This is a genomic window from Neobacillus sp. DY30 (genome assembly GCF_030123065.1).
Taxonomy (GTDB): domain Bacteria; phylum Bacillota; class Bacilli; order Bacillales; family Cytobacillaceae; genus Neobacillus.
In genome coordinates, this window is sequence record NZ_CP126093.1 from 2,704,739 (window position 1) to 2,725,572 (window position 20,834).

General features: G+C 36.0%; 27 protein-coding genes. 20 read left to right on the top strand and 7 right to left on the bottom strand.

What is annotated here, in order from left to right; genetic code table 11:
* Positions 1-73: 73 nt before the first annotated feature.
* From QNH29_RS12970 to QNH29_RS12985, 4 genes are all read right to left on the bottom strand, one after another.
* Positions 74-757: a DUF4956 domain-containing protein gene (locus QNH29_RS12970; protein ID WP_283865164.1), complete on the bottom strand. Its 684-nt coding sequence runs from the start codon at positions 755-757 to the stop codon at positions 74-76.
* Between the two features lie 23 nt (positions 758-780).
* Positions 781-1,470, bottom strand: coding sequence for a polyphosphate polymerase domain-containing protein (locus tag QNH29_RS12975; RefSeq protein WP_481858830.1), 690 nt, complete (start codon positions 1,468-1,470; stop codon positions 781-783).
* Between the two features lie 234 nt (positions 1,471-1,704).
* Positions 1,705-2,997, bottom strand: a complete 1,293-nt coding sequence (locus tag QNH29_RS12980; RefSeq protein ID WP_283865166.1) for a sensor histidine kinase — start codon at positions 2,995-2,997, stop codon at positions 1,705-1,707.
* Positions 2,978-3,664, bottom strand: a complete 687-nt coding sequence (locus tag QNH29_RS12985; protein WP_283865167.1) for a response regulator transcription factor — start codon at positions 3,662-3,664, stop codon at positions 2,978-2,980. Before QNH29_RS12985 ends, QNH29_RS12980 begins: the two co-directional genes overlap by 20 nt.
* A gap of 157 nt (positions 3,665-3,821) precedes the next feature.
* On the opposite strand from QNH29_RS12985, the gene QNH29_RS12990 reads away from it, so the two are divergent.
* On the top strand, positions 3,822-4,187 hold the full coding sequence (locus tag QNH29_RS12990; RefSeq protein WP_283865168.1) for a VOC family protein: 366 nt from the start codon (positions 3,822-3,824) through the stop codon (positions 4,185-4,187).
* A gap of 182 nt (positions 4,188-4,369) precedes the next feature.
* Entirely contained in the window at positions 4,370-4,837 is a 468-nt protein-coding gene (locus QNH29_RS12995; protein ID WP_283865169.1) for an SRPBCC family protein, read from the top strand.
* Positions 4,838-4,877: 40 nt separating this feature from the next.
* On the opposite strand, the gene QNH29_RS13000 is transcribed toward QNH29_RS12995, so the two are convergent.
* Positions 4,878-5,261, bottom strand: coding sequence for a hypothetical protein (locus QNH29_RS13000; RefSeq protein ID WP_283865170.1), 384 nt, complete (start codon positions 5,259-5,261; stop codon positions 4,878-4,880).
* 380 nt (positions 5,262-5,641) lie between these two features.
* Here QNH29_RS13000 and QNH29_RS13005 point away from each other — a divergent pair, with 380 nt between their 5' ends.
* From QNH29_RS13005 to QNH29_RS13065, 13 genes are all read left to right on the top strand, one after another.
* Complete coding sequence (locus tag QNH29_RS13005; protein ID WP_283865171.1) at positions 5,642-5,791, top strand: hypothetical protein; 150 nt, start codon at positions 5,642-5,644, stop codon at positions 5,789-5,791.
* A gap of 142 nt (positions 5,792-5,933) precedes the next feature.
* A complete protein-coding gene (locus QNH29_RS13010; RefSeq protein ID WP_283865172.1) occupies positions 5,934-6,347 on the top strand; it encodes a VOC family protein in 414 nt (137 codons plus the stop codon).
* A gap of 14 nt (positions 6,348-6,361) precedes the next feature.
* A complete protein-coding gene (locus tag QNH29_RS13015) occupies positions 6,362-6,835 on the top strand; it encodes a GNAT family N-acetyltransferase (RefSeq protein ID WP_283865173.1) in 474 nt (157 codons plus the stop codon).
* Between the two features lie 54 nt (positions 6,836-6,889).
* The gene (locus QNH29_RS13020) at positions 6,890-7,549 is read left to right on the top strand and encodes an AraC family transcriptional regulator (protein WP_283865174.1); all 660 of its coding nucleotides are present in this window, start codon (positions 6,890-6,892) and stop codon (positions 7,547-7,549) included.
* A gap of 32 nt (positions 7,550-7,581) precedes the next feature.
* Positions 7,582-8,010, top strand: a complete 429-nt coding sequence (locus QNH29_RS13025; RefSeq protein WP_283865175.1) for an NUDIX hydrolase — start codon at positions 7,582-7,584, stop codon at positions 8,008-8,010.
* Positions 8,011-8,278: 268 nt separating this feature from the next.
* A complete protein-coding gene (locus tag QNH29_RS13030) occupies positions 8,279-8,782 on the top strand; it encodes a CBO0543 family protein (RefSeq protein WP_283865176.1) in 504 nt (167 codons plus the stop codon).
* Positions 8,783-8,849: 67 nt separating this feature from the next.
* A complete protein-coding gene (locus QNH29_RS13035; RefSeq protein WP_283865177.1) occupies positions 8,850-9,887 on the top strand; it encodes a DUF3231 family protein in 1,038 nt (345 codons plus the stop codon).
* Between the two features lie 47 nt (positions 9,888-9,934).
* Positions 9,935-10,972 carry a DUF3231 family protein gene (locus QNH29_RS13040; protein ID WP_283865178.1) on the top strand — a complete coding sequence of 346 codons (1,038 nt, stop codon included), beginning with the start codon at positions 9,935-9,937 and terminating at the stop codon, positions 10,970-10,972.
* Between the two features lie 57 nt (positions 10,973-11,029).
* The gene (fosM, locus tag QNH29_RS13045; RefSeq protein WP_283865179.1) at positions 11,030-11,449 is read left to right on the top strand and encodes a FosM family fosfomycin resistance protein; all 420 of its coding nucleotides are present in this window, start codon (positions 11,030-11,032) and stop codon (positions 11,447-11,449) included.
* 116 nt (positions 11,450-11,565) lie between these two features.
* On the top strand, positions 11,566-12,309 hold the full coding sequence (locus QNH29_RS13050) for a metallophosphoesterase family protein (RefSeq protein ID WP_283865180.1): 744 nt from the start codon (positions 11,566-11,568) through the stop codon (positions 12,307-12,309).
* Positions 12,293-12,970 carry a nucleotidyltransferase domain-containing protein gene (locus QNH29_RS13055; protein ID WP_283865181.1) on the top strand — a complete coding sequence of 226 codons (678 nt, stop codon included), beginning with the start codon at positions 12,293-12,295 and terminating at the stop codon, positions 12,968-12,970. The genes QNH29_RS13050 and QNH29_RS13055 overlap by 17 nt, the downstream gene beginning before the upstream one ends.
* Positions 12,964-13,791: a GNAT family N-acetyltransferase gene (locus QNH29_RS13060; RefSeq protein WP_283865182.1), complete on the top strand. Its 828-nt coding sequence runs from the start codon at positions 12,964-12,966 to the stop codon at positions 13,789-13,791. Before QNH29_RS13055 ends, QNH29_RS13060 begins: the two co-directional genes overlap by 7 nt.
* Positions 13,792-13,909: 118 nt before the next feature.
* The gene (locus QNH29_RS13065) at positions 13,910-14,041 is read left to right on the top strand and encodes a hypothetical protein (RefSeq protein ID WP_283865183.1); all 132 of its coding nucleotides are present in this window, start codon (positions 13,910-13,912) and stop codon (positions 14,039-14,041) included.
* A 74-nt stretch (positions 14,042-14,115) separates the two neighbouring features.
* On the opposite strand, the gene QNH29_RS13070 is transcribed toward QNH29_RS13065, so the two are convergent.
* Positions 14,116-14,544, bottom strand: a complete 429-nt coding sequence (locus QNH29_RS13070) for a DUF2383 domain-containing protein (protein WP_283865184.1) — start codon at positions 14,542-14,544, stop codon at positions 14,116-14,118.
* Positions 14,545-14,600: 56 nt separating this feature from the next.
* Positions 14,601-15,212 carry a cell wall hydrolase gene (locus QNH29_RS13075; protein WP_283865185.1) on the bottom strand — a complete coding sequence of 204 codons (612 nt, stop codon included), beginning with the start codon at positions 15,210-15,212 and terminating at the stop codon, positions 14,601-14,603.
* Positions 15,213-15,512: 300 nt separating this feature from the next.
* Here QNH29_RS13075 and QNH29_RS13080 point away from each other — a divergent pair, with 300 nt between their 5' ends.
* The 5 genes from QNH29_RS13080 (at position 15,513) to QNH29_RS13100 (ending at position 20,233) form a co-directional block, all read left to right on the top strand.
* Positions 15,513-16,514 carry an LLM class flavin-dependent oxidoreductase gene (locus tag QNH29_RS13080; protein WP_283865186.1) on the top strand — a complete coding sequence of 334 codons (1,002 nt, stop codon included), beginning with the start codon at positions 15,513-15,515 and terminating at the stop codon, positions 16,512-16,514.
* 192 nt (positions 16,515-16,706) lie between these two features.
* Entirely contained in the window at positions 16,707-17,204 is a 498-nt protein-coding gene (locus tag QNH29_RS13085; RefSeq protein ID WP_283865187.1) for a hypothetical protein, read from the top strand.
* A gap of 257 nt (positions 17,205-17,461) precedes the next feature.
* Positions 17,462-18,451 carry an NHL repeat-containing protein gene (locus tag QNH29_RS13090; protein WP_283865188.1) on the top strand — a complete coding sequence of 330 codons (990 nt, stop codon included), beginning with the start codon at positions 17,462-17,464 and terminating at the stop codon, positions 18,449-18,451.
* Between the two features lie 149 nt (positions 18,452-18,600).
* The gene (locus QNH29_RS13095; protein ID WP_283865189.1) at positions 18,601-19,266 is read left to right on the top strand and encodes an LbetaH domain-containing protein; all 666 of its coding nucleotides are present in this window, start codon (positions 18,601-18,603) and stop codon (positions 19,264-19,266) included.
* Between the two features lie 88 nt (positions 19,267-19,354).
* Positions 19,355-20,233: an AraC family transcriptional regulator gene (locus tag QNH29_RS13100; protein WP_283865190.1), complete on the top strand. Its 879-nt coding sequence runs from the start codon at positions 19,355-19,357 to the stop codon at positions 20,231-20,233.
* Positions 20,234-20,834: the final 601 nt, after the last annotated feature.

The window sequence follows — 20,834 nt, forward strand, 5'->3', positions numbered from 1 at the left end:
CATAAATCAACGCTCAGAGCAATAATTCTCTAAGCGTTTGATATTGCATATTCGATTTTTAATTCAATAAACATTAAGCTGTAAAGTTGCCGTCATAGCATAGCATGATGGCTGATTTAACATCCTCCATGCTAGAAATATTATTAATAAAATCTAGGTCATGATCTTTGACTCTTATTTCATAGGTCACTTCAAGATCATTACCTGGCATAGCTGACTTTGATTTAAGGGAATGCTTTAAAGCATGTCCAGCAATGACATGTTCCAGTGATTTTTCAATCGATGTGCTGCTGTATCTTACAACTAATAAATATGGGTTTTCAATCTTTATTTTGTTAATAAATACAATTAAGACTGTTCCTATAAAAATGGATCCAATTATTGCAAGAGGAACAAAACCAGCCCCACACAAAATGCCGGCAACAATTGCCCAGAAGATATAGACAATGTCCATTGGGTCTTTAATAGGAGTTCGGAAACGAACGATCGATAATGCCCCTACCATCCCCAGTGATAACAACGCATTTGATGAGATTCCCATGATAATTAGGGCAGTTGCCATCGCCATGATAATTAACGAAATATTAAAGGTATGAGAATAAATAACACCGGTGAAAGTTTTTTTATAGACATAATAAATGAATAAACCTAACGCAAAAGCGGCTAATAAGCCAATCAATGAATCTACTATCGAAAAACTGCTTGTTTTTTCTAAAAAACTCGATTTGAAAATGTCCTTAAAATTTAAACTTTCCATTTATAATTCCTCCAATTATTGTACTAACCAAACATCCTGCTATACTGATATTTTGAATAGCCGCCTTTTCGTCGATCGATGACTTGTAGTAATTGTTTGATGATCTCAGGTAAATACTCATCAAATTTCACCTCAAGAACCACGACACCGGGAGTGGTTTCAACCATTGCTAAATCTGGATTTAAAAGATCATTATTTCGAAAACTTGTTTTAATGCAGCTATCAAATGTGACCCGGACGTTACCATATTCATAAATGAACACTTCACGTTCATAGTCGACAACCGTCATTGGTTTTAATTGATAGAGTTTCATTTGGACATAAAGGTCCCTAATAAGCGGTCTTGTGTCATTTTCCATCCAATCAATGTCACCGAAGCGAATTCGTTCATTTTCCTCTGGGGTTAAACGGCATTTTTGTTTAAAGGTTAAATTATCACGTTTGCTCTTTTTTTCAAGATTAAGATACTCCATGTTGTAATCATACAATCTGACTCTAAACTTATCTCGATCAAGTAAACCTTCTTTCTTCTGCGATAAAACCTTATTATCAAAGTTATCGAAGTAGACATTTCGTATTAAGTACTTTCCATTGTTTTTCGCATGAGGGTCATGTTTCATAACATGCTTTAATTTATTTCGAAGTAGGTAGCAATCTAACGATGTGATTTCATGCTTTAATTCTCTCCGGCCCTTTACACTATTTAAGCTCATCGCCTTCACGTTTCTCTCTCCAATCTGTTAAACAACTTCTTGAAACCTATTATGTTTGTTCAACCTTAAACAAACCTTAAAAGAAGAAGGGGTGTAAAATTTTATAGAGACAGGGGAAAAATACATACAATGGTTTCAACTGGTAATAATTAGATACACTTAAAGTATGCATACCAGAAATCTAATAAAAATAGCCGAACTCTTTCTGAGTTCGGCTATTTTTATATCGTTGATTTACATGGGTAGTTTTATTTTAAATGTCGTGCCTGCAGTTTCATTGGGGCTGACTTTAATACTTCCACCATGGGCGGAAACAATCCATTGGGCAATCGAGAGACCTAACCCAATTCCGCCTGATTCTCTTGTACGTGCCTTGTCTTCACGGTAAAAACGGTCAAAGATGTACGGAATATTTTCATCTTTGATCCCAATACCCGTATCACTTATCTCCAGCACAACTTTATGATCCTGTTCATAGGTTTTTACTCCGATACTGTCATGTTCGCCTGTGTACTTTAATGCATTATCGAGCAAAATCACGAGCAGTTGATGAAAACGGGTTTCATCGGCATTCATCATCATGTCGCAATTTAGTTTTAGCCAGAAATGTTTATCCTGTGATTCAGCTATTTCGATATAAGGTGTACATACGCTTTGTACAAAGCTATCAACATGTAAGTTTTTTTTCTCGAGCTGTGTTTCCGCTGAATCTGCCCTTGCTAACGTCAACAGGTCTGTCGTAAGCTTCGATAGTCTTCTAGTTTCTGAAAGGCTTAAGGCAATATTTTCAAATTTGTTTGCTATTTTTTCATGAGGTGTGGTCAGCATTAACTCTAACTTATTTTGTATAATCGTTAATGGGGTTCTTAACTCATGAGAGGCATTTTCAACAAACTCAGCTTGCTTGTTCCAGGAATGAATAATCGGTTTCATCATCTTTTTTGATAAAAAATAGGAGGCAGAAATCGATAGTAAGATAAAGATGGATGAACAAAGGATGAGGAGTTTACTAAAATTATTTAGGATATTTTGCTCCGCATCTATATTGATCATAAGCTGAATATATGCCACCTCATCGTTATCATTGGCATCTTCAAATAAAAGATAGCGAAACGGATACAAATTATTCACATCCGTATTGGTTATGTTATTAAGGTTCGTTTTATCAAGTTTATATTCTTCCAAATAGTCATCATAAAATAAAGTGCCGATTTCGTCTTGATTAACAATCTTATCATTTTCATTCCACTTAATGACCATAATTCGCGGGTTTTTCGGCCGTTCATTTTGACGTGAGCCCTTATCATTTGGGGGAGGGATTCGCGTATCATTTGGCGTATCATTGACCATCCGTTCCTTGATCATTAGCAGTTCCTCATCTGTCTTGGTGAATAAGGTATGTTGAACCTGACTAAAAATAATCAAGCCGAAAATGGTAAAAATCACCGTAAAAGATATAAGATTAAGAACCATGTATTTTAATTGTTGTTTTCTGAAAATCTTATTTTTAAACATTTCCTTCACCATTGTCCGTAAGCATGTAGCCTAATCCCCGGAAGGTTTTTATAAATTGATCATAGTTGAATTTTTTTAAGTTTTTTCGTAATTTACTTGCGTACACCTCAACAACGGTTGCACTGGTATCAGATTCAAAACCCCAAATTCGGTCGAAGATTTGTTCTTTTGTGAGAATCGTATTTTTATTGTTAATTAAGTACTCAAGCAGCTCGAATTGTTTCCCACTCAAATTTACAAGTTCATCGCGAATGGTAGCAGTATTATTTTTCACATTTAGCTTTAGATCCTTGAAGGTAATCACGTTTTCTTTAAATGTGCGAACGTTCCTTCTCACCATTACCTCTAATCGCAATAAAAGCTCCTCTCGATGAAAAGGCTTGACAAGATAATCATCTGCTCCGACCTTAAAGCCCAGAATCTTATCATCAATCCCATCTTTTGCGGTAAGCATCATAACTGGTGTTGTTATATTCTTCTTTCTTAGATTTTCTAAAACTTCATAGCCATTCATATACGGCAGCATAATATCTAAGATGATGACATCAAAGATATTCTGTTCTGCTAAGAATAACCCTTCCTCTCCGTCATAAGCTTGTTCTGTTTCAAACAGTTCACCAACTGTTTCACGGATTGTTTCAGACAAGTGTTTATCGTCTTCTATAATTAATAATTTCATTAATAGTTCCTCTTTCCAAGTTCCTCATAAGATAGTTTGATTATAGGGCTATTTAGAATAATTGCAAATTGTTTTCCTGTACGGAGTAGAAGGTATTTATCAAGAGGTGGGCGAAAATTGTATATATTATAAAACTTTTTTGAAAGGGAGTTTCTTTATGTATCGTTTTAAAGCCATTGATCATATTCAACTAGCTGGTCCAAAAGGTTGCGAGGATGCAGCAAGGAGTTTTTTTATCGATATTCTAGGATTTGAGGAAATGGAAAAACCTGAAGAATTGAAAAAGCGGGGCGGAGTTTGGTTTCGCAATGGTAACACGCAGATACATATTGGGGTAGAGGAACCCTTTGCACCAGCAAAAAAGGCCCATCCTGCTTTTGAGGTAGAAAATATTGAAGCATTGAAAAAACATTTAACGGAAAACGGAATAAAAGTGATTGAAGATCAAAATCTTCCTGGGGCTAATCGTTTTTATACTGCTGATCCCTTTGGCAACCGTATTGAAATCCTAGAATGGAACTAATCTTTTATATCGATCTGACGAAGAAATTGAATATCGTTAAAATACGATGGCAAGCTGTCATCGTATTTATTTTATAGTTACAAACCCCTTCACATCAAAAATAATGTTGAATATTCGTTTGAGAATTGAATATTAGTTAAGTAGGTATTTTATCTTGAAGACCTCATAATGGAGGGGATCCTTTGAAAATTGAATACCAGCATACGTTTGGTTTGCCAAATAAGGTTGTCTGGAAGTACATTAAGGATGAAAGAGTTCTTGGTAATGCAATTCCAAACTGCAGGACCTTTGTCCAAACCACAACTGGATTTTATGAAGCTGAATTTGACATTAACATAGGACCACTAAAAGATAATTTTACACTCGACGTTAGTCTCGAAAAGGAAAAGGCACCGGTTTATTACCATCTACACCTGAAAGGAAAAGGTAATCTAGGGGAGGTCAGTGGTAAGGCGATTTTACTCTTCAATGACAATCAAGGAAGCACACAACTTAATATCCAGGCGGAAGTGAACATTACCGGAGCCCTGTCTGGTGCTGCAGAGCGCGTCATAAGTGGAGGAGCAAACAAAGGGATAGAGAAATTTTTCCAGAGTATCGAAAAGGAAATAAAGAAAAGTCTTTATTTAATGAGAAAAGGTCGAAAATGAGAAAGAGCAACGTCATTAACGTTGCTTTTTTCATTCTTCTCTATTCATGTTCCGGATAATTAGCTAGTTCCTTTATTCCTTCTATCCAATCCTTGAAATTCGCATATTTATCTTTATCGAAACCAAAGTGCTCTTTAATTAATGCGATGGACTCAAGTTCCGTTTCATGAACAATACCGTCTGAGTAGACGAGGCGAAGGATTTCTGTTAGAACAATATGTTTGGAACGTTCTTCTTTAAAAACTTTAAGAATATCATCTATTGCTAAGCCTTTAATTTTATAATCCTCAAGTTCCATTTCCTTTTGATACTTCGCGATAACTGGATTTTCAAATACTGAGAATTTCCCATCAACGGTTGCCATTAAATAGGCTAACTCAAGAAACGCTTCCTTCTCCTCTTGTTGAAGCTTATTCAAAAACATTATGTGTAGCTCCTTTTTCAATTAATGAATTATGTTATTAGACATCTTACCAAGTTTAAATACCATTTGTCTATTCTTTAAATGGTGAAAAAAGGAAAATTCCAGTTTTAAAGCGAATTAGAATATAAAATGGGAAAAAAGGGAGGAGATTGTTCTGGAATTATTTCTTCCTATGTTTGTAACATCATTGCTTGGAGTATTGTTGTTTATTAATTTTGTTTTTTTTATTAAAAACACAAAAGAAGACAAAAGCACTCATAATCAAACAATCTTGGGTTGTGTCCTAACCTTCTCTTTTATATTTTCTTTTATGTATTTCATCCTAAGTTTGCATTAAAATGAGCTATAACATTAATACGTATTAAAGGAGATCAATGCTTTTGCTTAAAACAGAAAGATGCGAACTGGTCAAACTAAAACCAAAAGATTTTTACGATATCAAAAAAATTTATCTTAATGAAGCAGTACGTAAATATCTTGGCGGTACTTGGAAGGAAGAAGATATTAGATTATGCATTTTTTCAACTTAACCTCGCAAGAATAGTGGCGGAAACACAGAGTGCTAACTTAGCTTCTTGTAAACTTTAAAGAAATTAAACATGGAGCTGAGCGAAACAGTCATGCGTTTTGGTGCAGAGCAAGTCATTTTTTCAATTGAAAGGAGAATCTGGAATGGAACAAAAATTACTTAGAGTTGGTACTACTTATTTACCAGTGAGTAATGTAGACCTATCATCTGAATGGTATGTAACCAATTTAGGTGCAGTATTAAACTATAAAGATAAGGACAAAGCTATACTGGATTTTGCCAATCAAAGTATCTTTCTTGTAAGGGCACAGGAAAAACAAAGCGCGAACTTCTATAATTCCTACGGTGAAGAGTGTTTCTCAATGACATTCGAAGTGAATGGACTAAATATTCTTGAAGAAATTCATCGGGAGTTTATAGAAAAGGAAATTAAAGTAGGAGAAATTGAGAACAGAGGACATAGCGGAAGAAATTTTGTTTTCTATGATCCTGATGGAAATAAATTCGACGTATGGAGTGAACTTAGCCCAATCTTTAAAGAGAAATTTCTTTCTTAATGGGGGAAAACAAAATGATTAAACTAGGAAATGAAGCGGAAATTGTCATTGCGCACAAACTAATGAAGGAGGCATTTGAAGAGTATCGATGTCTTGAAGTTCCTACAAGTGCAATTAATGAACCGATTGATACGTTAAGGGATTCATTTCGTGATGGTTTAGAAAAATTTATAATATGTTACATAGATGGGAATCCACTTGGGTCCTTACGATTTATTACGAAAGATCAAACTTTATATTTTTCTAGAGTATCTGTTCCACCCTATGCCAGAGGAAGAGGAATTGCAAAATCAATGCTTTCTTGGCTCGAGGATTTTGCTAAAAATGAGGGAATGCATAAACTACAATGTAAAGTTAGAAGCAGCCTGACTCATAATGTGCGTTTATATCAGTCTATTGGTTATACCGTTACGAAAGAGGAAATGGTTAAGAATCCTAATAATTTTCCAGTGAGCATAGTTGTAATGGAAAAACTATTAGAGCAATAACGGATGTTCAAATAGGAGTGCTTAATTAAGGGATATTGAAAGGACAGGATTGGTTTGGTTCAAGAAACAACACTACATATTTTAAATGGGCAAGCGATGTACGATTTTTTTAAAAGGACGAATTTCCTCCAAGGTGAAATGATGGTTCCTTTTAACGAAGCAATGTGTTTTGGAGACACGTCAGAAGAACTATTCACACCGGAATTCGTCGAAAAACGAGCAAAAGTTCATCATGTAACCCGAGAGCAATATACCGATTATACTTTAAACCCATTAACGCCGCTCTTTAGCAAGGATTTTTCTCGCATAGAACTGTGGTTTGACGAGGATATGTTTTGTCAAATCAATATCCTTACGATTCTTGCTTGGCTCGATAAAAATGGTCACAGTATGCCCATTAATCTGCATATTGTTGGTGAAAAATTTGAACACATTGAAAATTACACATTAATGGCAGCGGGTTATTATGAACACTTTGTAGAAGTATTGATACATAAAACGGTCCCTGAAACGATTGATCTATTACCCTTAAGGAAAAGCATTGATTTGTATTTAACTTATCTTCATGAGGACAGTAACCTAATGACGTATATAAAAAAGAACCAGCATATGACGGAAGAAGAACTTGTATACTCCCTCTTAGAAAATTTTAAAGAGTATGGATTAGGTGATGTACAATATCTAGAAATTATTAGGGCGCAGCGTGCTTCATGAAATATTAAAGCGATAAGAGGGGAAATAATGAAATGTTTATTGTCAATGTAGAAGGTGCGATTAGGAAGGATAATAGGTGGTTAATTATTGAAAGAAGCAATAAAGAGGAACATGCTGAAGGGTTGCTTTCACTTGTTGGTGGGAAAGTGGATCAAGAAGGAAACTCCTCTGATATATTAGAAAGTACATTAAAACGAGAAATAATGGAAGAAGTTAATATAGTTGTGAAAGACAAGTTGCAATATGTACACAACACATCATTTGTAACAGATAAGGGTGATCATGTCATTAATATTGTTTTTCTTTGTGAATATACTGCAGGAGATACATACCCTAAAAGTCAAGATGAGATAGAAAACGTATACTGGATGTTGACAGATGAAATACTAAACCATACCCATACACCTATATATTTGAAGGAAAGCATTAGAAAAGCGGAAAAATCACTTTCTGTTTTTTGAAATATTTGTGGAAATATAACCGTTTATGAAGTTTTATAGTTTGTTACAAGCGATTCTGTCATATGCAGAAGCGCTTTTTATTTTACATATTTTACACTAATGAATATTTATATAATTGCAGAATATCCAATATATTTCCAGTTAACAATATGTTATATTAAAATAATTTGGTTACTGCAACATCGAGTCTCTTAATTTTTTCAATCTCAGAACAAATAATTAGCATAGGGGTATTTAGAAAAACGGAGCTGATTAGGTGCATATATTGTTGAATGGCTTGTTTCTTATTGCCGGATTGAAGTGGGGTGATTGGAGGAACTGGAGTAAATACCATTCCACCATTTTATTCTTTTGGTTTGGTGATTTGCTTTATAATTTCCTTTGTAAAGATTATCTAATGTGGGAGTACAAGGAAACGATGTTTGGACAAAATATCTTGCCTAATCATCTTACAATTTCATTATTAATTATGTTTGTCGCATATCCAGCAACGGTGTTAATTTTTTTAGGGAATTTACCAGATAAGACTATGAAAAAAGTTTTGTGGTTACTTTTCTGGGTGGCATTATTCTCACTAGTAGAATACATAAATTTGCGATATCTTGACTTGATAGAGCATCATCACCAATGGACAATGGCATGGTCCGTTTTTTTCAACTTAATCGTTTTTTTTATACTGCTTTTACATAATAAGCACCCAATAGCAGCATTAATAATCTCCATTCCAATCATATTATTCTTTGTCATGTTTTTTGATGTACCGATTTATTGACATAAATGAGAATATATAACGAAATTTGGAAAAAACTAAAGGGAAATTAAGGTTGAGGGGATTAAACATGGATTTAATGAAACCAATTAATATTAGCTCCGAAAAATTAACTCCAGAAAACCCATTTACTGCTGTTGAAATGGGAAAGCTTTGGGCTACCTATGTAGGGAATAGCATGTCTCATAAGATTTTGCAGTATTTTCTAAAGAATGTAGAAGATGAGGATGTCAAAACACTTGTGGAGAATGGTCTTGCCCTAACTGTTGATTTTATGCAAACAATTGAGAAGTTTTTAAAAAAAGAGGACTTTCCAATTCCTGTAGGATTTACTCAAGAGGACGTTAATCTCGGTGCCCCTCGTTTATTTGAAGACCAATTTTATGTGCATTATTTGAAATATGCTGCAAAAGCGGGAATGAGTTTATATGGAATTGCAATTCCGTTGGTAATGAGGGAAGACATACGGGAATTTTTTATCCATTGTAATGAAACGACCACAATTCTGCTAGGACAACTCAACAATGTATTAATTGAAAAAGGGTATATCATGAGGCCTCCAACCATCCCCGTTCCTAAAAAAGTGGACTTTATTAAAAAGGAAAACTATTTGAATGGTTTTTTTAGAGATGTTCGACAATTACATGCACTGGAAATCACACATCTATATGATAATATTGAGAACAATATTACGAGTAAAGCTCTATTAATTGGTTTTAGCCAAGTAGCCAAGAAAGAAAAAGTGAGACAATTCTTAATAAGAGGAAAAGCCATTACCGATAGGGAAGTTCAACATTTTCAAGATAAACTCCATAAGGAAAATTTACCGTTCCCATCCCAAATTGACCATTTGGTGACTCCGTCCACTTTTTCACCATTTTCGGATCGACTCATGGTGTTTCACAAAGTGGATATGTTCTCAATTAAAATTCGGTCATTTGCAAACTCCATGGCTGTAAACGGTCGGAGAGATATTGGTTTAATGTATTTGAAAGCACTGTCCGAGGTTTCTTTATTTGTAGAGGACGGGGCAAATATTTTAATTGATTATGGGTGGATGGAACAGCCTCCAAAAGCCATTGATCGTGATGAATTGGCAGCTAAATAGTCTGATTAATATCTTGGAAGACCTATTAAAGCAAAAGGAAGATTGTTATGGAACCAACTCGAATATCTTTAACAGCTCCAGAGATATCCAGTTTATGGACTCAATTTATGTTTGAAACCATGTCAATTGGTTTTATTCGTTACGCGCTTGAACACTTGGAAGACCAAGATATTATCGAGATTTATAAAAACTCACTCGAGCTGTCAGAAAGACATGTTCAGAAGGTGAAGCAGTTTTTGGAGGGAGAAAATTATCCAATTCCAAAGGGCTTTACAGAGGAAGATGTAAACATTCATGCACCACGTCTCTTCCAAGATCCTTTCTATTTATACTATATGTACATAATGACTCTTCAGGGGCTAACAGGTTATTCTCTTTCAGTGAGTACTGCTATTCGCGCTGATCTACGGCAATATTATATTAACTGTAATACTGAAACGATGGTGCTATTTGAAAAAAACATCGAAGCACTTCTCACTAAAGGGCTTTTCTCGCGGCCGCCAGTCCTTCCCGCACCTGAAAATATTGACTTTGTAAAGCATCATAGTTTTTTGACTGGCTGGTTTGGGGAGCGGCGACCATTAACTGGTATTGAAATAGGGGATATTACCTTTAATATGAACAAGATGCATATGCATGTTGCATTAAAAGTTGGTTTTAGCCAAGTGGCTGCATCCAAAAAAGTCCGACGATACATTAATAGGGGCATGGAAATTTCCACTAAACATATCGCGGCTTTTGAAAAAATTTTTCGTGAGGAAATGCTCAATTCTCCTGTATCCTGGCAATCTCATGTTACAAGCTCTACCACATCTCCTTTTTCAGATAAGTGGATGATGTATCAAGTCCAACTGTCGTCACAGATTGCAATTGCCTTTTATGGCACGGCTTTGAGTGTTACATCCAGGGCAGACATTGCAGAAAAATATATGGCAATGACGTTAGAACTCGTTAGATTTGCTGAAGACGGAGCCAATTTAATGATTGAAAATGGGTGGATGGAAGAACCGCCTAAGGCAAGTGATCGCAGAACATTAACAAAAGGTAAAAAAGAAGGTATTGAAAATCATAATCAGGAAAAGTAAATTAGTAAAGGAGGGTAGATTCCAAATCTATCCTTTTTTTAGTAAGGAGGTAATCAGATGATTAAAGGATTAAATCATTTTTTATTTTCTGTATCCGATTTAGAAAAATCGATTGAGTTTTATCAAAATGTGTTTGAAGCAAAGTTGTTAGTCAAGGGGAGGAGCACGGCTTATTTTAATTTAAATGGAATGTGGCTGGCGTTAAATGTTGAAAAAGATATACCTCGTAATGAAATACATCAATCCTATACTCATATTGCATTTTCAATTGAAGAAGAAGACTTTGAAACCATGTATGAAAAATTAGAGACATTGGGTGTCAACATTTTACCTGGCCGCTCAAGGGATAGGAAAGATAAAAAATCTATTTACTTCACAGATCCAGACGGTCATAAATTTGAATTTCATACTGGGACATTACAGGACAGATTAGATTACTATAAACAAGAGAAAAAACATATGGAGTTTTATCAATAAGAGATTGTTTGGAGACTTACTTTTTTGTTTCATTATTTAGAATAAACCAATTATAATGAAAAAGAATAGCTTATGTACCTTGTGGGGCTAGATTAATTAAATTGGAGAGTAATAGTATGACGCGTTTTGCGATACTAACAGATGTTCATGGAAACGCACCAGCATTGAAAGCGGTACTAAAAGAAATTGATGAGAGAAGAGACGTTGACCATATTTATTGTTTAGGGGATATGCTTGGCATTGGTCCTGATTCCAATGAAGTATTAGAAATGCTTTTTTCTAGAAGTGATGTATCGATGATAACAGGGAATCATGATGAGGCCATTTTAGCCTTGGCTAAGGGCGAGGAATATCCTCGAAGTCATATACATGTAAAAGAACATCATCAATGGATAGTTGATAGACTAGACCCGTCTTTTATACCGAAATTAGAGCAGCTGCCTAGGCTGCAGAATGTCACCATAGATGGTTATTCCATCCTATTTATTCATTATCAAATAGAAAATAGCAAGCTCAATGAACACATAAGCAGGGATCATTTTTCTTCAATTGTCGAACCTAGTACGGAAAACATGGAGACATTATTCTTTGATAAAAAGGCTGATTTGATTTGTTTCGGCCATCATCATCCGCTTCATTATTTTGCCGGGAAGCATACAGTATACCTTAATCCTGGATCGTTAGGCTGTAACCATAAACCACTTGCTCCTTATGCAATTTTTACCGTTATTAATAATGTTGTAGATGTGAGTTTGAAAGAAGTGGCATACGATAACACTGCCTTTTTAAAATCCTATGACACCCTGCAAGTCCCTGAACGTGAATTTATTTTAAAAGTGTTCCATGGAAACCAACTATAGAGGTGATCATTTTTTGCGAACAGATTATGACAATTGGGAGCCATTAACAGTTTCTAACATAGTTGACCTTTTTACTGATCTTCCAATTACTTGGTGTTTGGCGGGGGGCTGGGCATTAGATTTACATTTAGGTAAACAAAGCAGGCAACATAGTGATATAGATGTAATCATTCTTCGAGACGAACAAGAATCTTCGTACGATTTTTTAAGCAGGGAATGGAAATTATATAAAGCTCAAGACGGCGTTCTTATGCCTTGGGTACAGGGTGAGTTCTTAACTGACACAACCGATGTTTGGGTTAGTAAAAATTCAGATTCACCTTGGGCTTTTCAGGTAATGTTAGTAGATACTTTCGAAAACAATTGGATTTATCGAAGAGAAAAATCTGTCAAGAAGCCAGTGAATGAAATAATCGTAAGAACAAATGATGGGATTCCTTATTTAAGATCGGAAATCCAGCTTTTGTATAAGGGAGGTTCATCCAAGGTTCGTGAGAAAGATTTTCATGATCTTCAAACCATGCTACCTATTCTGACATCACAAGAAAAAGCATGGCTATCACAATCTCTACAACAGCAATTTCCAGAAGGACATCTTTGGATTTCTTATTTACAAAAAGACAATAAAGAAAAAGAAATTAGAGGAGCAAAAAAATGTTGACGAAAGAAGACTTAGAAAATATAAAAACACTTCAAGAAATTTGTGAGCAAGAAGGAAATCTCCTGCTAAAGCTTAATTATGATATGCTACAAAGTAGATCCGAAAAACGCAAGGAAGACTTTTTCCATTATGAAGCTGAGAAGCTAGTTGGATTCCTGGGAAGCTATTATTTTGGCAATAAGGTAGAAATTTGCGGTATGGTACACCCAGATTACAGAAGAAAAGGAGTTTTTTCCAAGCTCCTTGAAGAAGCACTTGAGGAAGCAAAAAATCGAGAGGCTAGGACTATTTTATTAAATGCTCCAACAGAATCTCAATCAGCAAAGGGGTTTTTAAAGAACATACCTTGCACCTTATCGATGATAGAATATCAAATGAAATGGGAGGAGAATTCAGAATTATCTGATGATCAAACAATAAAAGTACGACCTTCTATTTCAGGAGATGACTCAGAAGCCGAGATACAACTCGACGTCCAATGTTTCGGGTTAAATGAAAAAGAAGCACGTCAGTATAAGCAGGAAACGAAAGAACTTGAAACCGATATCAGATTAATTATTGAAGTAGATGGTAAAATTGCTGGGAAAATGCGACTCTCCGAAATGAACGGTGAAGCCTGGATATATGGATTTGCTGTTTTTCCAGGACTTCAGGGTAAAGGGATAGGAAGAAAAGCGCTCTCGAAAGTGGTAAAAATGGAAGACGAAAAAGGATTTTCAATTTTTCTTGAGGTTGAGGCTAAAAATGCTAATGCCTTAAGGCTCTATGAATCATGTGGATTTAGAAGTTATCATTCCCAAGAGTACTATAAAGTAAATTAGTGAGGGATTTTTAAAGACCATCACTACTAAATTTTTTATTTTTCCAGTAAATAATAGGAGACAAATGTAACCGTTTACATTATAATAATAGTAAGAACTAGGGGAGGGGAAACTTACCATGGAATTATTATTAGAACAATGCGAACATAACAAGACAGAAAAACCTTGCGAAGAGTGTGCCCCAACAAAAGATAATGATGAAAACATCGATTTATATGAGTATGATTACTATAAAAGAATATGGTTTTAAGAATAACAATAGCTACTATTAAAACTGGAAAAATTGACGTGTGAAATGCCACACGTCAATTTTTTTATTAGATATTAGTGGTATAAATGTTGCAGTTGTTCGACATGTCTACGGCTCGTATCAATTACATCTTCTGCAAGCTTTCTGCTTTCTGGGTCAAGGTCACCCCTTACCAGTTCCTCAGAATATTGAACTCCATATTGATCTAAACCTTTCACAGCATCTTCTATCATTTCCTTTGTATCATCCGGAAGCATGACTTTATGCATAAAACTATGCATGGAACCAGAGAAGCCTTCATCGTCAGATGGGACACCGCCAAGATTTTGAATCCGCTCAGCTAATTTTTGAGCATTCAGTTTAACTTCCTGCTGCATAGATTGGAAGACCTTCTTTAATTCAACATCTTCAGCCTTTTGAATGTAGTGTTCAAAAGAGCGAATTCCCATATATGTACCTCTTAATAAGGTATTTAATTCCTCAATAACTGTCTCATTTGTCATATTATCAGCTCCTTCAAACTTATTATGCGGTTTGGAAGCTGTGGTATACAATGTGATTACATTTTAAATACATGTTGTCCAATTACATGTGTGGTGGTTCTTGAATCAAGCCAACGGCTGGTAGCAATAGCAGGATTGTAGAAAAATAATGCTCCCTGAACCAATTGCCTTTGATTAGAAAGGGCTGCTTTCACAGCTTGAAATGACTCCTCATCCGCAGGCTCATTGATTTCACCATTTTGAACAGGTTGGAATTGACCAGGAGCATAGATGACTTCTTTGATGGTGTTTGGAAATTGATGATTTTCGACTCTGTTAAGAACGACACAAGCGACGGCAATCTTCCCCTCTAAAGGTTCTGTTTGTGCCTCAGCTCTAACTAATCGTGCAAGCAAATCTATTTCTTGGTTTGATAGAGTTTGTTTCACAGTTTCTTTTATTTTTGGTTCGACTGTCCTGCTAGATTTATTTGTATGAACTTCTTGACCAGGGTAAATGAGATTTAAATTGGAAATTTCAGGATTCCCATCAGCTAATTCCTGAAGGGTTAAATGATGATCTCTTGCAATTTTTGACATTGTGTCTCCAGGTTTAACCGTATAAGCAAAAGCGGGGGAAGAAAATAGTAGTAATGTGGCAAGTGTTAATAAAGTAATTAGTTTTTTCATTATTCTAGTCCTCCAAGTTGGTTTAATGTATTTAAATCTATTACTATGAGTTGAAAAAATAGAATAGTATTACAGTTCATTTACATAGAGACGACAATTTGGAGTCTATGAAGGTTAAGGAATTATCTTCCAAATTAGTAGATATGATGAGTTGGAAATTGAAATTATGTGTTGAATCAAATAAATGAAAGTAACAAAGGATAATTTTAGAATTATTTAGCAAAGCATATAAGTTTGTTTCTTGTTTTTCTATTGTTACTATAGAAACATACCTTTATAAAGAAAGGACTAATAAATATAATGGGAACTTTTAATATACCTGTATCAGTCTTAAATCTAGCTCCAATCCGTGAAGGACGGACATCGCAACAAGCAATAGAAGAAATGGTCGATTTAGCGAAAGCAACCGAGGCAATGGGCTATGAGCGTTACTGGATTGCTGAACACCATAACTCACCAACTCTAGTTAGTTCAGCTACAGCCATACTCATTAAACATACATTGGAACATACCAAAACAATCAAGGTCGGTTCTGGTGGAATTATGCTGCCAAACCATTCCCCGCTTGTCGTAGCAGAACAATTCGGCACATTGGCAACCATTTATCCAAATCGAGTGGAACTTGGGCTTGGACGGGCTCCAGGAACAGATATGATGACGGCTAACGCGTTGCGTCGTTCAAAAAATGATTCGGTCTATACCTTTCCAGAGGATGTTCAGGCATTGCTAACTTATTTTGGACCAGAAGAGCACCAAGGTTATGTAAAAGCGTATCCGGGTGTGGATACCAATGTTCCAATTTATATTTTGGGGTCATCCACAGACTCCGCCTATTTAGCAGCTAGCTTAGGTCTGCCATATGTATTTGCTTCACATTTTGCGCCAAAATTCATGGGTGAAGCGATTAAAATTTATCGCGAGCGGTTCCAGCCTTCTGAGTATCTAGATAAACCATATATGATGGTGTGTTTAAATGTGATAGGAGCGGAAACGGATGAAGAGGCTAAATCCCTGCAAACCACCATGCATCAGTTTTTCCTAAACGTGGTTCGCGGTACACGTAATCCATTGCAGCCGCCTGTTGATAGTATGGATGGAATTTGGAATCCAATGGAAGAAGAAATGGCAAAATCTATGTCAAGCGTAACCTTATTGGGAAGCAAGGAAACCATCCAGCAACAGCTGACAAGCTTCCAAGACTATTATGGTGTCGATGAAATTATGGCAGTGTCGTATATTTATGATCCTGTGAAACAAAGACGTTCTTATGAAATATTTAAAGAAGTGGTGGAGGGGAAGTAATTTTCTCTTCAGGGATTGTTCCGGAATTGTTTTTCTGAATAATAGTATACCTGCTATAAAAAAAGACGTATTACATACGTCCTTTTTTTTGTGCTCTTAGTGAATAACAATTAATAGGCTTATATAAGCAAAAGTAATCACGCCCTCAGCACTTACCACATAGGATGGTGTATTAAAAGCGGGGTGATTTAGGTGAATAATTGGTTAAAAGCCGGTATTTTACTATATCTTTCGCTGCTGTTTTTTGGGAGTTTTATAGCAATAGGCATCGTATGGACTGGAGCACTTGATGAATCACTGCCATTTATTGATGACATAAAAATATTTTTATACTATTTCTTCGCAGGCTCCATTGGAGGCTCATTGCGGCACTTATACATGTTCTGTTCTCATTACATGAAAGATGAATTAAACGACTATAGGGAATGGATTATGTACATTTTCTACCCGATATTCGCAACAGGTACAGCAATTGTGGCAGTCACCTTAATCCAAAGCGGGATCTTATTAATTGAATTCGTTGACTTCGAAGATACCCCTTACGCACAAATAAGCTTCGCCTTCTTCGTCGGATTTGGATTCAACCGCTTCGTAAACAAACTAAACGCCGTATCAAAAGACATCTTCAAAACCAATCCACAGCAAACAAACAACGGAGAAACAAAACCAAAACAGCCAGAGTCCGAATAGGACTCTGGCTGTTCTAGGTGACAGTTGTGGTGATACTCTGTTTCGGTGACAGGCACCATTTATACATAAATATCCCTTTTATGCAGTTGTTTTGTATTTTTAGTGTGTGTTCTTTAAATCCGTTTTGGTTTTGTAATATTTCTATGAAATATGCTATTTTATCAGATAGTTTGTCCCATACAATTTAGTACTCTCCCCATAGACTAAACAGAGTGAGAAATTTTTTACTCAAACATTTACTAGAAAGGAGGGGTTTTATGGGATTAAGAAAAGAGTTTCTTTATATTGGTGATGGATTGGATAACACCGTTAAGAGATTTAATGCGTTGACTGGTGAATTCTTAGGCGAATTTGTTTCGTCTGGCAGTGGCGGTCTAAACGGTCCACGCGGACTTTTATTCAATCCTGAAGGAAATCTTCTTGTTTCCAATCAAAACGTTGAAAGTGACGTCAATGAACCCGGTAATATCTTAAAATACAATGGTCAAACGGGAGCTTTAATAGGTGAACTCGTCAGTTCTGTCGGATTTACTGCTTCTTTTGCACCCCGTGGGATTATCCTCTCGAACAACAACTCCTTGTTTGTGGCCGACTTTCTCGACATAAACAATCAGCCGGGCGAGTTAAGGGAATACAAAGGGAGCACCGGAGAATTTCAAGGCAACCTATTACACCCTGCCTTCTTTGCGCCGTTCTTTCCGCGCGGTGTTGTCATCGGTCCACATGACGGTTTACTGTATGTATCTATTGTAAATATATTTAATGGGTTAGATGGCTGGGTTCTACGCTTCAATCCGATCACAGGGGAATATCTTGGAGAATTCATCACGTCCAGCGAAGAAAACAATCTTCACCGTCCTGAAGGTTTAGTATGGGGGCCTGATGGTAATCTTTACGTTACAAGTTTTCGTGCAGACGTGAACGATACCGATAAGATATTAATCTTCAACCGAATGGGACAATTAATTGACAAAATTGATCTTTATAGTGTAGGAGATTCACGCGCTTTTGCAGCTGCTATCTTGTTCGGACCATATGGAAACCTGTATGTACCGATTAATGGACCAATTGATAATGAAACCGGTGAACCTGCCGGAGAATTTACTGGGTCTGTACGAGTTTACGACGTTAAAACAAAACTGTATTTTGAACTCGTCCCATCTTTTTTAAATGGAGGACCATTAGGGGTACCTTGGTATTTAACATTTAGAAAAACCGATCATGCAACTTTAGCTTATAAGGATTAATAGGAATAAGCGGGGCAAGTCATTTCGCTTAACTAGGGACGGCAACAGTGTTGCCGTCTTCTTGGTGATAAAAAAGAAATAAATTGAACACATATGTCACCATAACCAACATACATATTAACGATTTCAAAAAGAAAGGGGAGATAAGTTTGTGGTATCAACAAGGGTATCAAACTGGACCGCTCAATCTTTATAGTTATTATGTTGGATATAACCCGCCAACTTCGGTCAATCCTTATCCTCGGTTTCCAAGTATTCATAATCAAGCGTTTTTAAGTCCTTTTACATATGTTGTTGGTGATGTAACTATTCAAAAGAATACCTACGTAGGCCCATTCGTCAGTATCAGGGCGGATGAAGGTACTCCTTTTTATATTGGAAGCAATAGTAATCTTCAAGACGGTGTAATCCTTCATGGCTTAAAAAATAAGTATTTCGAAAAGGACAATAAAAGGTATTCCATATACATTGGGAACCGCGTTTCTGTTGCGCACGGTGCATTGGTCCATGGTCCGTGTCGAGTAGATGATGACGTATTCATTGGCTTTAAGGCAATCGTATATAATGCCATCATTGGGCAAGGAAGCTTTATTTCCTCTGGAGCGGTGGTTACCAATGGAGTCAATCTGAAACCAAACAGCTTTGTACCTCCTGGAGCTAACATAGATACCCAGGAAAAGGCGAATTCACTAGCTTCTGTACCGAAAACTGAGGAGGAGTTTGCAAAAGAGGTACAACGAGTAAATCAGGAATTTCCTTCGGCTTATTCGCTGTTTTTTGGAAAAAATAAATGTACTTGTGGCTTAGCCTGTTAACTATTAAAATACCCCTGCAAAACTGTGCAGGAATAGTCGGATGTGTTCATTTGCTTTCTGCTATTCTTTTAATGAGAGGAGGTCATTCATGGATTCGCTAACAAGATTAAACGATGCTATAGGGTTTATAGAAGAAAATTTACTAGCAGATATTGATTTTAAAGAAGTGGCTAGGCTCGCTCTTTGTTCGGAATATCATTTTCAACGGATGTTTTCTTATCTTGCTGGTGTATCGCTGTCTGAGTATATACGTCGCAGACGTCTTTCACTAGCAGCTTTTGATTTGAAGAATAGTAAAGTGAGGATAATAGATGTTGCCATTAAATATGGATATAGCTCTCCGGACTCCTTTACCAGAGCTTTTCAAAGCTTACATGGAATAACACCTTCAGAAGCAAGAAGTGGCGGTCAATCGCTGAAAGCTTTCCCTAGGATGACCTTCCAACTATCCATTAAAGGAGCAAGTGAAATGAACTACCGAATAATAGAAAAAGAAAACTTTAATTTAGTGGGAATCAAAAAAAGAGTTCCAATTATTTTTAATGGTGTAAATCCGGAAATTGCAGCGATGTGGCAGAGTTTAGATATGGAGAAAATTAACATGCTTAAGCAGCTATCGAATGTCGAGCCGATTGGATTGCTTAGTGCATCGACGAACTTTTCAGAAGGACGAATGGAGGAAAAAGGGGAGCTAGATCATTACATTGGAGTGGCGACCACTATGGAATGCCCTTTGGGTTTATCGAAAATTAAAGTACCTGCCTTAACTTGGGCAGTATTTGAAGCCGTCGGTCCATTTCCTGATACGCTGCAAAATGTATGGGGGCGTATCTACTCAGAATGGTTTCCGTCCTCGAACTATCAACTTGCAGTAGGTCCAGAAATGTTATGGAACGAACATAAAGACGTAACTTCTCCAACTTTTCGGAGTGAAATTTGGGTGCCAGTTACCTCGAAAAATGAATAGGATACAATTTTTCTTCAGCAAGAATGGACAAATTTTTCCTTTTTTATAACAAGTTATAGTGAACTAGAAGCCCTCAGTTAAAAAACTGAAGGGCTATTTGCTTCCATTTAAAGTTCACAATATTGACACATATTTTCATAATATTCGAAATACATTTCGACATGAATGGAATGTTTTCTAGTAATATCCTATTTTACAGTGTATTTATCATGAAATTAACAGTGAATTTTGTAAAATTACGTTAGAATTGGTCGACCTTTTTAATTTTTCAAGCAACAATATGTTTGATAAAATAAAAACATATCACAATAAAATTAAAATTCGAGTTAAGTAGATAAAAAAGTAGAAATGTGTAGAAGTATTTGGAGGAGCTCCAATCATAGTTAGGAGGGCTTTTTATGTATTTCAAAGTAAGAATCTGGAGAAGGTTAACCAAAAATCAGAAGATTAGACTACTTAGACAAAAAGCTCACATTAATTTAATTGATAAAGGATTTATTGCATAGATTTAAACCTAGTTAAGTTAACTTGGTTAAAAGAATTAATTAAATGAACAAACCCCGTCTTGTATAGACGGGCTTTTTTGTTTTTATCGTGATTT